Genomic DNA, 12,031 nt, shown 5'->3' with positions numbered 1-12,031 from the left:
CGAGACACGGGAGGCGGCAAGCGCACCAGTTCAACAAGGGCCGGTTAGCCACCAAACTCCGATCTCACGCCGCTGAGCCAGCGAACCGAGCCGGAATATTGATCGGAAGGTCAAGTCCACCGAAGGGCTGCCAAAAACCAAACAACAGAAAGGGCCGACAAGCGGCCCTTTTGGTGGTCCGAGACGGCCGGACAATCCGGCCGCTCTTCCTGGTGGCGCTTACACCAACATCGGCAAAGCGAGCGATGCATCATCGAGATCGGCAAGTTCGACGTCCGGGACAAGTGCCGGCACGTTGCCAACAGACTGCCGTTTCGATGCCGAACCTTCGTCCACCACTGCAGAGTCCCCTTCGACGTCTGACACCGCAACGTTGCTCAAGACCGTGTACTCGACGGCCTCGATCATCGGCCTGGCCAACGGCCACTTGGGCTTGCTGTCTTTCGAAACGCCCCATTCAAGCACCGGCACCACTTCCGTCTCGAGCCAATCTTTGACCAGCCCGGCCTTTGGCCAGTCCTCGACGTTTCCGAGAACGGATAGCGTCTGTCGGACCTTAGCCCACTCGCTACCAGCCGGGAATGCCGCCAGTCGCGTATTGCGACCGAACTCGAGATCGGCCTCGATGAAGAGGGCCAGACTCTCCAGCTCCAGGCGTGTAACACGGGATAGCTCCTGAACTGATCGCGACAACTGCTCCTTGATCACCCGTTTTTTTGCAAGTGCCGCGCGGATGATGTCCAGAATGTCACGGACATGCGCAATGAACGCTTTCAAGCCGGTCCTTGTCTTCTGAGCGATAAGGGCCTTCAGACCGCTTGCGCCGCCGCTTGAGAAGAGTTGGGCGTCAGGACCCTCTTGCCCGTCGTCATCACTTTTGCCACCCTCGAGAATGGTTTTGACATCCGCGACCTTAAGACCGCCGTTGTCGTCAGCAAAAGCGATCGCTTCCTGAATCTGATCTGCGCTTGCAGCACTCAAATGGAAGAGAACCGTTGATCCGATCGACAAATCGACAAGGTCATCGCGGTAGTCGGACAGATTGCGGAAAACCGCCATGTAGTTGCGGGCACTTCGGGCTTTGATGCCGCAACGCTTATCGATCCATGTGTCGAACGCGCCTACCGGCACGATTCCTGCAGCCCGCAGCAAGAGATCGCCAAGTTCGAAAACCTGGTCCGTGCTACGGCGCCCGAGTGCGAAGATGTGGTCGGCGAAGCCTTCAAGTGCCTGGGCGACGTCATCGCCAACTTTGAGCGTGGTGTAGAGAGCGGTGGATGTCAGAGAACCGCGGGTAGTCAAAGAAAGGTTGGCCAATTGTGCCTCCTCAAGAGTTGAAACAACGTTCAGCACTGATCGTGTTGAACAACCCTATAATCCTGCATATCTAGAAACGTGTCAAATTACAGTATATCCAATTATCAGTATAAATTAGATATTAAACTTCGAAATTGATAACTCTCTGATTTCTATACATTGTAATTCGAAATAGAAATATGTATATAAAAAAATTTAACGATTTTATAGAATTTTTTGCTATCGCACATCTCAGATATACATTTGAAGATAGATCAAACTTTTCATCAACAATGCCCCCAACCACAGAACAGACCCTCCCTAAAATATTATTTGGGCGCTAAAATCCGGATCAATGTAAAAACGCTCGCTGGGGACCTCCGCGATTACGTTGCGAACGAAAAGAGATATCGCGTGAAAAACTGTCACCTGCAGCACTGGTTCAGGGAGTTGGCGCACCGCCTCCCCTTTCTGCCTTGACGAACTAACATTAGGGCCTCTCCGCCTTGCTCCAAGCTTCGTGCCGTGCCCATGTCACGACTGGCATGGGTCAACCTTGAGAGGAAGACGAATGGTCAAACTCATCAGCTTCACGCAGTCTACAAAATCGGATTCTCCGGTTTTGATCAATCCAGAGGCTGTTGTCGCAATGTACGAAGCGCTCTTAGCCTTTATAATTGTCATGTGGCGGAAAAGACAGGAATATGGCGTCCGTCTTGCGCTTGATGTAACGTCGTCTCAGGTCAATTGTGACCTGGAGAAGACATCAATGTGGAAATCCATACTCGTCTGCGCAGCCCTGACGTCTTTTGCCGCCGCTCCTGCAAGCGCTGAACAGTGCAGAGATACAAAGGGAAAATTCATCAAGTGCGAGCCAGTCAAGAAAAAGGCTGCTCAGTGCAAGGATGCCAAAGGCAAGTTTGCAAAATGCGGCACGACCGGCGCGATGCCTGTGAACTGAAGCGTATCCAGCCCCATCTTGTCATGTTACGGGCGCGGCTGTTTGCCCTTGCGGGACTGGGGCCCAAACCGAAGCCGGTCGGAAAGATAGGTGTCTGCGCGCCAGCAGCGCGAAATAACAAGAAATCCATCTGACCCAGCAGGTTTCTTGCTACCAGAAATTTACCAGGCATTCACTTTTGCCGTGCAGTTTCGACACCAAGCGCGAAATGTATTCAGTACGCGCGTCATCCTCAACTTCGCCCGCCGACCTGGCGGGTTTTGTTTTGGTTTCACGGCTGCCGATCTGGAATAATCCACCAAAATAGCTGCACGAGGTCTCGCCACGTTCTGGCCATATCTTCCCAGGCAAGGACGGCCTGTCGGTAGCCATAAATTGCCAGAAGTGTAACGGCGAACAATACCAGCCACGGCCATATGCGGCGCTTTCGTTGTGATCCGCTTTCGATCTCGTTCAATGTCGCGCCTGCTTTTTCTCTTCTTGTTCGATGTCGTACTCAGCTTGCTGGACTGCTACCTCAATCAGATATGTGAGCATGCCCCGATCCACAGCACGAACTAAATCATGCGCCAGCCTGAGCGCTTTGAGCGCGTTCCTCAATTCTTCCATTATCACCTCCGGTTGAACGCTAGATAAAATTACATCATGCTTTCAATCAACCGATATTAAGAACCGTCTTGACTCATTTGATGATGAGAACATGAATAGAACATCGCTGGCACGGGGTGCGTGCTTTCCGAACATGCACTGCGGCTGCCCCCGGCGCGCTGGATGATCTCCCATCATTCGAAGTCCGAGCATGGGCCGTCCGCTGTCCCCTCCCCTACCGAACCGGGCCATTTATAAGGGCCGGCGCCCGGTAGCCCCGGATAGTCTTTCGTCGCAAAATGTCAAGAAACACGATCAACGCGTCCTCCCCTCGCGCGAAGTGCTGCGTCTTGCATTGGCCCCGGCAGCCAATCCTGCCCCAGGTCCGCGTGAGACACACGTCTCCAAACAGCGTGGATGTCATGTCCAGCACGTAGTACCGCGCCATGTTTCGGGGGGCATCAATTCGTTCGATATAAACATGGTTGTGCTGTGTACTCATCCCGGCAGAATCGAAAATCTGCCTGCGGATGTCCAACGACAGTTTTGAATCGGTTCGTCGATACCGATTCGAAATATTGATACGATCTGCTTGCGCGTGACCGGTCACCGGACTTGGCAAAACACCGCCATGCGATCTTTAGAGCGCTGGGATAAAGCCGCTGAATGACCCGTGTTCATTTCGCAAACGGAATCGCGCCGTGCCGTTCGCGCGTTCCGGGGGAATACCGGTGATGAAACCATGCGAATGCGACGCGAACCGATTACGCTTCATTGGTCCTAGCTGATATCTCGCTTGTGATCCACAATGCCAAGGCAATTGCACTGAACGTGGCCCCGAGGAGAGAAATCCCCATCCAGCCGAACCGCGCGTAGGTTGTCGTGGCAGCAATAGCGCCGACGGCGCTACCAACCGAGTAGAACACCATGTAGCCTCCAACCAAGCGTCCGCTCTTTTGCGGGTTGAAAGCCACGGTGGCGCTGAGATTGGTGACGTGAACGGCCTGTACCGCCAGGTCCATCAAGACGACGCCCACGACCAGCCTCACCATTGAGACCGGAAGGAGAGCGATCAGTCCCCAGGATGACAGCAAGATCGCTAGAGAACACCCCGTTGTCCATCGGCCGTGACCTCCATCCGCAAGTCTTCCTGCGCATGTTGCGGCAATCGCTCCCGCCAGCCCAACCAGGCCAAACAGCCCTATCCTCGTGTGTGAATAGGAAAATGGCGGGGCGCTGAGCGGAAGGACAAGCGCGGTCCAGAACGTGCTGAAGGCAGCAAAGATCAAAAGTGCAAGCACGCCTCGATACAGCAAGCTCCGCTCCCGGAGAAACATGGTTGGAATAGAGAGTAGAGCATGGGCATACGTCTCCACGGTCCGTTTCGCAGATTGGCGCGGCAGCATCGCCATGAGAACGACGACCATCACGAGTGTGATAAATGCAGATGTCAAATACACCGCCCGCCATCCGCCGATATCTGCAATTGTTCCTGCAAATGATCGCGCAGCAAGAATGCCTGTTACGATTCCGCTGGTAACCGTGCCCACGACCCTACCCCGCTGGGCCGGAGTGGCTAAGGCCGCCGCCTGAGCGACAAGTGTCTGTACGAGAACTGCCGACAAGCCGACCGCACTCATGCCTGCCAACAACATCGCGTTCGTTTCCGCTGCCCCGACAATCACAAGAGCGATCCCCAACAACAATCCCTGAGCGATGATGAGCTTACGGCGGTCGATGAGATCGCCAATCGGCACGATGAAGATCAACCCCAACCCATAACCGACCTGCGTCAACATCACGATGAGGCCGACCGTGGCTGGCGGTATTCCAAGATCATGGGCCATCAGGTCAAGCAAGGGCTGTGCGTAATAGATGTTCGCTACGCTGAGACCGGCTGCAGCCGCAACAATCAGGGTCTGTAGTCCAGACAATCCCTGCTCCCGCGTTCCTTGCGCGGCATAGTCTATCTTCTCTTTCATTTGGTGGCCCTTGTGATCGTATTTTTGGTGCACTCCAAGACCACTTGGCTCAACGCATTTCTAGTTCTAAGATAGAACCAGATTGTTAAAGATGGAGACCTGTACCGATGGTGAAACGTGTAAGCCTGTGGAATTCCGGTTGCCCGGTGGCGCGTTCTCTTGATGCAATCGGAGACTGGTGGTCGCTCCTGATCATCCGCGATGCTTTCGATGGTAAGCGCCGTTTTGGTGAGTTCCAGAACGGGCTCGGCATCAGCAGGGGTGTATTGGCCACTCGGCTTCGTGATCTGGTAAGGCGAGGAATATTTGAGACCGCACCAGCATCTGATGGAACTGCCTACCGCGAATATATCCTTACCGAGAAGGGACGCGGTCTGTTCCCTGTCATCGTTGCACTCCGCCAGTGGGGCGAAGATTTCCTGTTCACCGAGGACGAGGAACGCTCATCACTGGTAGAGCAAGAAACCGGCAGGCCAATCGCACGACTGGTTATCCGATCCGCCGATGGTCGATCCCTTGATTGGAGCGACACGCGGGTCACAGCCTGAGCATCTACCGGTCGGTTGGTTGCTCTCAACAGCTCACACCGATGATAGGATTATCGAAAAGTGAGGATGCCAGGGAGGACATGATGATACTTGCGTTCTGGGTAACAGCCGTCCTGGCGTCTGCGACGGTCCAACTGCCTCACGATGTCGAAGCATTTCTGGACCGTCGTGCTCAATGTGAGCATTGGGCGGGAGAAGACCCATATAATGGTCCGCGTGCCAGAGAAATCGAAGCAGCGGTGCAACGACTGCGTTGCGATAGCCTCGAGACGGATGAATCTCGAATACGCCTTCGCTACAAACGAAACCCATTCGTGATCAAAGCACTCGAACCAGAACAGCCATAGGCTCTGGATTGTGAAGAAGCGGAACGTGGCTCGGCGGACGTTGAAAAAAGTCTCAGCTGTCGTGAGCGCCCAAGGCCCACCAGTGGGCAGCATGGAAGGCTATCAAGGCGCAGAGGCCGATTACAGATACGAGAATGAGCGTTCTTCTCAAGAATCTCGCCACAGTCAGCCTCGATCATATTGGTAATTTGTCGTTGTTGCGAAAACCCCGAGTTTGTTTGAAGTGTTATACTGACTTTCGCAAATCTGCAAAAATCAGGATAATGGCGAGGGCCGCCAACGCTGTGAGTTGCCTATAGCTTGGATCGGTCCCTGTCCCGCCTCCATTGGATGAGGTAGCCAAAACCTGGACCGATCAGCGCTCCGCCGATAATCCAATGGATCAATGTCAGCGGCTTTTCGTCGGGATCATGCCCCGTCATAAAAAGGAAGAAAAAAAACGCGGCGATACCAGCTAACATCAGAGTAATCGGAAATAATATGCTTTTACGGAAGCCGTGCGTCATTGGTCTCTCCTATCGTTCAGAGCCACGGACTGGCTGGCCCTAGTTCTTCACAGGTTGGCTGACACCACGAACGTAGACCATAGCCTGTTGCAAATATCGCGATTAAATTTCGGTATTGCGCCTGATATTTGCGACGCAAACACCGGCACCTTCGATCATCAAAATCCATATTCTACTTTTGTTCGTCAAGTTGGCCAAAATCCCACGTTCAAGCCGACTGGACCTAGTCCTTGGCAAACGTTGTGGCCGTCTCGGCCGTGCTCACCATCGTATTGTAGGTTGACACCAGCCACTGCATATCCTCGCCAGCCCCTTTGCGAGCGTCGCCTTTTGCCTTCTCCAGCTTCTCGTCGAAATCACGCAGCTTCGATAAGAGCGACGCCGGCTGCGATTCAAAAACGTGGAACGAATCGGGATGCTCCAGCGAATAATCATCGAACTCCCGCACTGCGCCAGAATAGTCATCCAGTGCTTGTTTGAAATTGGTCATCTTCACGACTGGACGCTCATTTGTCGGCATCATATCCATCACCGCTTCTGCACGAAACATCACGTTGCGGACATGCCAGCGAGACTTCTTACCCTCGCTTTGTTCCAGCGCGGCCAGTGATGCCAGATCCGCTTTCACCTTCTCCGTGCGGAGCGCGGCATCTACCGTCTTGCGACGCTCCTCAAATGCGGGAGCAAGCGCAGCTATCTCTTTATGGAAGCCCTTGCCAGCCTCCATCTTATCGCTCTTGTAGTCCTGTCTCTCGTAATATTTGTTGGCGCGCTCAATGACGGGCGCAAGCTGCTGGTACGTCTCGACATAGGCGGCCATTGCAGCATCAAGCTGTGGCATCTTGGGGGCTGCCTGCGTAGCGGCGATCGCGGCAGAAGCTTCATCTCGGACGTCGTAAAGCGAGTACAGGCCGTAGATGATCCTTTCTTTGCCAGTGGGTCCCTTTTTCATATCCACCCAACTGTCGTACCTCTCCAGCGACTCTAATGCTCTGAGCGTCCGGTTCAAAAATCCAACATAGGTGTTCAGCTTGGCCGTGACCTCTTCAGATACCGCCGCTTCCGAAACAGTCTGTGAAAATGCCGGACGAGACACGAACCCGACTGCGAGCGGATTTTGCAAAACGAAAACAAGCGCCGTAGCGGCCATGAACTTCTTGAAAAACGCCATCAAAATCTCCCTACAATCGTGATCATACATCTGTGTTATGAAAGGTGCCAGGGCACTGGCTGCTGCCCAACTCTGGCGTATATTGAGACATGAGGAAAGATCAGCTGGGGTCTGAAACGTTTATCGCGGTTAACAGTGTTTCGATACGTTAACGAACGAGTTGATCAGCCGGAGGAATATCCAAGAGGATAGAGGATCTCTTGTTCTGCCTTATGGGGTCACGATACACTACGCTGACTGCGAGCGCACTGTGCGCATCATCAACCGGACAGCGCTCGCAGCACCGCCTCAGGCTCCTTCTCCATCACACGCAGAAGCGTTCGAGCAGCACCTGATGGCTGTCGAGCCCCTTGCTCCCACTTTTTGTACCCCGAAGCGCTCGTCCCAAGGAAAGCAGCCATTTCATCCTGCGTCAGATGCAGCTTTTGGCGGATCGCCTTCGCGTCAACAGTTTCCAGATCAACGGCAGTGACACGCATTCCCGCAGGGTCCCTGCCCTGCACATGACCAAGAGTTTCGGTCATAGCCTGAATCAAATCCTCGCCGAATTTTGTCGTCTCGCTCATGGTTTGCTCCTGTACGTCGCTTTGATCGCCTTTGCGAATGCAGCAACCGCCTTGGCCTCTTCCGGCTTCAAATCCGTCTTTTCGCTCTTGCCGTAGACGAGAAGCGCATAGATGGGCGCGTCGTCGCTGTACCAGTAATAAATAACGCGTGCGCCGCCCCGTTTGCCTTTACCCTTGGCCCCAGATCTCAGCTTTCGGACACCACCCGCACCCGGTATTTCATCACCGGCCTGTGGATGGGTCGCCAGAAAATCAATCAGATACTTGCGCTCGTCGTCCGTGAACAGAGCCGTTGCCTGTTTGGCGAAAAGCGATGTTTCACCAATTCTTTGTATCGTGATTATAACCCATTGGGGTAGTTATGGTGGATCGTACGCGTTTCTGTCAATGGTCATCACGCCGACCGCTTTCCAGCTTCCCCGTTCAACCTCAGCAGTGCCATCACCATCGGCCCGAGCGAAAACTCGCCACGCGCCGCCCGGTTAGTGAGATCACGCAGATAGCCACCAGCCGAATTGATGTGCCCTGCCCTCTCCAGGATACAGGCAATCGCAACCGCTGCATTTTCCGGCCCCATGGTTTCGCACGCCTCCTGATAGGCGGACGGGCTTACACCCAGCATCGATCTCACCACGACGGCGGCCGACATGAGATCGCGCCAACCACCCACAGTGCCAGCCGGACCATAGTCGATAATCTGTGGGCAGGCCTTCAGCACAACACCCAGAGGAAAGGCCTTCAGCGTCTCATTGCTAGGCCCACGGTTCTTGCTCGGCTTTTCGCCCTGCTCTTTTTCAGAGCTAGGTTCAAGTTCATTTAAGGATTCGGATTTTGAATTCTGTATGTGCTGCTCAATATGAGCAGCATTGGTGCTATTAAATTCCGAATTTGACTGTGTATCCAACAGATTAAGGATTTCCTCGCGCAGAAGCTCGAGTTCATCGAGGATACTGGCTACGTCAGCGATGGTTGGGGAGCGTGGAATGCGGGCTACGAGGTCGATGTACATAGCCTCGATCGCCATCCAGTCGCCGTCAGCCCCCTCCTCTATTGCTGCCGTGATAAGCTTGCGGACATCACGGCGGCAGATTGTCAGGTTTTCTTTCGCCTTGCGGAACGCTGAGCGCGCCGCGACTACTTTCTGCGCGATAACAGCAAGCTCCTCGGAACGGGCAAGGATGGGCGAAAGGTCGAACCCAAAGGCATTCTCGATCTCGCCGGCGCCATTCTTCCTCGCGTAGCGCTTGCCGTTGGCACTATCCTTGCGGATGATCAGGCCTGCATCGACCAGAAGCGCCAGATGTCGGCGCAGCGTAGCGCCTGCCATGCCGTGGGCTCGAAGGATCAGTTGAGCATTTGAGGGAAACACGACGAGCTGCGCATCCTGGCGCAATTCGTTTTCCGGATAGAAGCTCAGAAGCGCGTCGAGCACAGCCAGGCTGTTCGACTGCAAGCCGAGTTCTTCTCTCGCTTCCGAGGCGTCACGGAAGACTTTCCATTTTTCGGCTGTCTTGCCAGCCTTAATCTCGTTTGTTGCCACCTGGCGCTTCACCAAGGCAAGCGTCATTGGCCGCCGCCCAAAAGGCGTCGTCACACTTCCCGTCTGCATTTCTTTCACCTTCTAATAGGCAAAGGAAAATTGCTCACCAAAACGATGCCAAAGACTCTTGACTGTGATTCGGGGAAATGCGATTCTCTTACTTGCTAGAGATCGAGAAGGGCTTCCACGGTTTACCGTTTGGGGGCCTTTTTCTTTTGCGGTTCAGTCTCCACTTTGCTGTTGATCGTTTTCGAAAGCCTCGTAGAGCTTGTCGAGATTATTGGCGAGATAGGCGCCGAACGCGGCGGCCTGATCCGAATTTTTGGGAGACTTCAGAGCGATAGTCACGCGCTTCCCGTCGCCTTTGATAGATGCTCGAACCAAGCCTCTTTCGCTTTCCCACGTTTGGGCCGGCGATTTTTCTTCTGAGTTTACTGCGGTAAACTTTTCTCTCGGGACCAAACGCTCCAACATCTCGAAACGAGCATCGGGAACAGAAGCGACAAAATCAGGTTCGCGAAGAACAGACCGTACCTTGTCGGCCATGGCGTCTTCTGACACCGCCCCACCAAGAGAATACCAACGGTCGCGGCCTGGTGCCCTAGCCGCCTTCACAGTGTCGAGAATATCGGCAGGAAATCGCTCGATAGCAGACAGCATCTTCGAGATCGTTGTCTTGTCAGCTCCAAGCGCCAACATGATAGTGTCTCGTCCGAAACCGCCTGTTTCCAGATTGTGTGCAAACATCGCTTTCTCGATGAAAGACAGGTCGGATCGCTGCGAATTCTCTTGTCCTTGGGCAATGACGTGATCACGGTCTTCCAGCGCCTTGACGACGGCACGAACAGGAATTCCGATCTCGCGGGCGGCTCGAACGCGGCGGTGACCAAATACGGTCTGATAGTGTCCTGCCCTTGTGGGGTGCGGACGAACCAATATGGGGGTGTCCTGACCTCGGGCGCGTATAGCCTCGACAAGTTCTTGAAAGTCCGCTTCGTCCATCGCAACGCGATCCGTGACGAACGAGCTATCGATCAACCCCGTATCGAGCTTAATAACAGTCTCACCCTCGGCCAGACGTCTCTCGATCTCCTGTGCGGCATCTGCACGCGCTGCGAGTTCGTCAATGCTTCTGGTTACGGCACCAAGAGCACCCATTCCCCGCGTGGTCGTGCGGAAGCTCTCTTGAGGTTTTTCCTCGATACCGTCAGGGCTGGTCTGCTTGTCTTCGTTCATAATTCCAGACAAGATATTTTTACGAGCCATGGTGCGCTCCCTGCCGAAAGTTTACTGCGGTAAACTCAATACACATCAGTTGCGACCCCATGCTTTGTATATCAAATCCAGCACTTCGGCATTTACCGCGTCCATTGCTTCGATAGCCCGGTCATATGTTGAACGGGTGAATGCGGCACGCTCAACTTCGTAGAGCGTCTGGTTCGTCATCGCGGCGTCTGAGATCGCGACACTTCGCAACATGGGGTTCAGTAGAACATGGTTTTTGAACATGGAACGCATGAACGCCACCATCTGCGTCTGTGGCCCATCTTGCGGATCGTATCGAGTGACAAGATACCGGAGCCAGTCCAGATTCATGTTACCGCCCACATTCTTAAGCGTGCTGAGAATGTCGCCCAGCATCTGCAGGAACTGGCACATAGACATCACGTCCAGCATCTGCGGGTGAACTGTAATCAGGACCGCAGTCGCTGCACAGATCGCGCTCATCGTTAGAAAGCCAAGCTGGGGAGGGCAGTCGATAATCACCACGTCGTAATCGTCTGCCACGGACGATAGAGCCTCATCGAGACGAGCGAAGAAAATCCGTCCGTAGTCCTTGCCTTTGCCTTGGGCTAGAATACGTGGGGTATCGTGTTCAAACTCCATCAGTTCAAGATTTCCAGGCACAAGATCGAGGTTGGGGAAATTGGTCTTGCGAATGATCTCGCTTAGCGGGCGCTGCTGTTCGTCATAGCGGATCGCTCCATAAAGGGTCTCGTTCTCATGCACATCGAACTCAGGCTGCAAGCCATGGATTGCGGAGAGGGAGGCCTGCGGATCGAGATCGACGGCGAGCACGCGATGACCGGACAACGCGAGATACTGCGCCAAGTGTGCGGCACTTGTTGTCTTGCCGCTACCACCCTTAAAGTTGACGACCGCGATTACCTGTAGCTTCTCGCCGTTACGACGGTGAGGGACATAATGTGTTCCGGCTCTGCCGCTGTGCTCTAGGAAATGACGCATCGCTTCCATCTGCGTCGCCGTATAAGACCGGCGACCGGAAGCGGTAACCTGGGGCTGCGGCCCTTTGCCTTCGAGGGAAAGGTTCTTCAGGTAGCCACTTGTTACTCCGACAAAACGTGCAGCCTCTGCAAGCTGAAACTCGCGCAGGTCCTTCATCGCCCGTGGAGGATACATCTCCAAGCGATGCTGCTTCAATTTTTCCGACAGCTCTTGCGCCTGACCAATGATAAGTTGATCGACGTCAGAAATTGCCGTTTTATCGATATGAGCGATATTCAT

13 protein-coding genes are annotated in these 12,031 nt (G+C 54.1%); 2 read left to right on the top strand and 11 right to left on the bottom strand.

Going from position 1 to position 12,031, the window contains the following annotated elements; genetic code table 11:
- Positions 1–219 precede the first annotated feature (219 nt).
- Positions 220–1,317 carry a hypothetical protein gene (locus HRR99_RS22270; RefSeq protein ID WP_233125068.1) on the bottom strand — a complete coding sequence of 366 codons (1,098 nt, stop codon included), beginning with the start codon at positions 1,315–1,317 and terminating at the stop codon, positions 220–222.
- A 550-nt stretch (positions 1,318–1,867) separates the two neighbouring features.
- Here HRR99_RS22270 and HRR99_RS23225 point away from each other — a divergent pair.
- A complete protein-coding gene (locus tag HRR99_RS23225) occupies positions 1,868–2,257 on the top strand; it encodes a hypothetical protein (protein ID WP_284778578.1) in 390 nt (129 codons plus the stop codon).
- A 453-nt stretch (positions 2,258–2,710) separates the two neighbouring features.
- Here the strand turns inward: HRR99_RS23225 and HRR99_RS22260 are convergent, their stop codons facing one another.
- From HRR99_RS22260 to HRR99_RS22250, 3 genes are all read right to left on the bottom strand, one after another.
- Entirely contained in the window at positions 2,711–2,866 is a 156-nt protein-coding gene (locus HRR99_RS22260; RefSeq protein WP_156462609.1) for a hypothetical protein, read from the bottom strand.
- Between the two features lie 214 nt (positions 2,867–3,080).
- Complete coding sequence (locus tag HRR99_RS22255) at positions 3,081–3,269, bottom strand: WGR domain-containing protein (RefSeq protein WP_338422853.1); 189 nt, start codon at positions 3,267–3,269, stop codon at positions 3,081–3,083.
- Between the two features lie 340 nt (positions 3,270–3,609).
- Positions 3,610–4,827, bottom strand: coding sequence for an MFS transporter (locus HRR99_RS22250; protein ID WP_233125067.1), 1,218 nt, complete (start codon positions 4,825–4,827; stop codon positions 3,610–3,612).
- 107 nt (positions 4,828–4,934) lie between these two features.
- On the opposite strand from HRR99_RS22250, the gene HRR99_RS22245 reads away from it, so the two are divergent.
- Positions 4,935–5,375 (top strand): winged helix-turn-helix transcriptional regulator, encoded by a 441-nt coding sequence (locus HRR99_RS22245; RefSeq protein WP_062450591.1) that lies wholly within the window; start codon positions 4,935–4,937, stop codon positions 5,373–5,375.
- Positions 5,376–6,015: 640 nt separating this feature from the next.
- Here the strand turns inward: HRR99_RS22245 and HRR99_RS22240 are convergent.
- The 7 genes from HRR99_RS22240 to repA form a co-directional block, all read right to left on the bottom strand.
- Entirely contained in the window at positions 6,016–6,228 is a 213-nt protein-coding gene (locus HRR99_RS22240) for a hypothetical protein (RefSeq protein ID WP_062450593.1), read from the bottom strand.
- A gap of 223 nt (positions 6,229–6,451) precedes the next feature.
- A complete protein-coding gene (locus HRR99_RS22235; RefSeq protein ID WP_233125066.1) occupies positions 6,452–7,399 on the bottom strand; it encodes a YiiG family protein in 948 nt (315 codons plus the stop codon).
- 260 nt (positions 7,400–7,659) lie between these two features.
- Positions 7,660–7,965: a helix-turn-helix domain-containing protein gene (locus HRR99_RS22230; protein WP_062451719.1), complete on the bottom strand. Its 306-nt coding sequence runs from the start codon at positions 7,963–7,965 to the stop codon at positions 7,660–7,662.
- A complete protein-coding gene (locus tag HRR99_RS23220) occupies positions 7,962–8,156 on the bottom strand; it encodes a hypothetical protein (protein WP_338422852.1) in 195 nt (64 codons plus the stop codon). Before HRR99_RS23220 ends, HRR99_RS22230 begins: the two co-directional genes overlap by 4 nt.
- Before the next feature lie 203 nt (positions 8,157–8,359).
- Positions 8,360–9,574: a plasmid replication protein RepC gene (gene repC, locus HRR99_RS22220; protein WP_233125065.1), complete on the bottom strand. Its 1,215-nt coding sequence runs from the start codon at positions 9,572–9,574 to the stop codon at positions 8,360–8,362.
- Between the two features lie 153 nt (positions 9,575–9,727).
- Positions 9,728–10,771, bottom strand: coding sequence for a plasmid partitioning protein RepB (repB, locus tag HRR99_RS22215; protein WP_233125064.1), 1,044 nt, complete (start codon positions 10,769–10,771; stop codon positions 9,728–9,730).
- A gap of 45 nt (positions 10,772–10,816) precedes the next feature.
- Positions 10,817–12,031 (bottom strand): plasmid partitioning protein RepA, encoded by a 1,215-nt coding sequence (gene repA, locus HRR99_RS22210; RefSeq protein WP_233125063.1) that lies wholly within the window; start codon positions 12,029–12,031, stop codon positions 10,817–10,819.

The organism is Agrobacterium vaccinii (genome assembly GCF_021310995.1).
In the GTDB taxonomy this organism is placed as follows: domain Bacteria; phylum Pseudomonadota; class Alphaproteobacteria; order Rhizobiales; family Rhizobiaceae; genus Agrobacterium; species Agrobacterium vaccinii.
The sequence above is the reverse complement of the archived record's forward strand: the minus strand, read 5'-3'. Positions and strand labels throughout refer to the sequence as shown.

What these genes read in the sequence shown, in the direction of transcription:
- HRR99_RS23225 (WP_284778578.1), top strand. Translation starts at nt 1,868, where the DNA reads ATGGTCAAACTCATCAGCTTCACGCAGTCTACAAAATCGGATTCTCCG.
- HRR99_RS22260 (WP_156462609.1), bottom strand. Translation starts at nt 2,866, where the DNA reads ATGGAAGAATTGAGGAACGCGCTCAAAGCGCTCAGGCTGGCGCATGAT.
- HRR99_RS22255 (WP_338422853.1), bottom strand. Translation starts at nt 3,269, where the DNA reads ATGACATCCACGCTGTTTGGAGACGTGTGTCTCACGCGGACCTGGGGC.
- HRR99_RS22250 (WP_233125067.1), bottom strand. Translation starts at nt 4,827, where the DNA reads ATGAAAGAGAAGATAGACTATGCCGCGCAAGGAACGCGGGAGCAGGGA.
- HRR99_RS22245 (WP_062450591.1), top strand. Translation starts at nt 4,935, where the DNA reads ATGGTGAAACGTGTAAGCCTGTGGAATTCCGGTTGCCCGGTGGCGCGT.
- HRR99_RS22240 (WP_062450593.1), bottom strand. Translation starts at nt 6,228, where the DNA reads ATGACGCACGGCTTCCGTAAAAGCATATTATTTCCGATTACTCTGATG.
- HRR99_RS22235 (WP_233125066.1), bottom strand. Translation starts at nt 7,399, where the DNA reads ATGGCGTTTTTCAAGAAGTTCATGGCCGCTACGGCGCTTGTTTTCGTT.
- HRR99_RS22230 (WP_062451719.1), bottom strand. Translation starts at nt 7,965, where the DNA reads ATGAGCGAGACGACAAAATTCGGCGAGGATTTGATTCAGGCTATGACC.
- repC (WP_233125065.1), bottom strand. Translation starts at nt 9,574, where the DNA reads ATGCAGACGGGAAGTGTGACGACGCCTTTTGGGCGGCGGCCAATGACG.
- repB (WP_233125064.1), bottom strand. Translation starts at nt 10,771, where the DNA reads ATGGCTCGTAAAAATATCTTGTCTGGAATTATGAACGAAGACAAGCAG.
- repA (WP_233125063.1), bottom strand. Translation starts at nt 12,031, where the DNA reads ATGAATATCGCTCATATCGATAAAACGGCAATTTCTGACGTCGATCAA.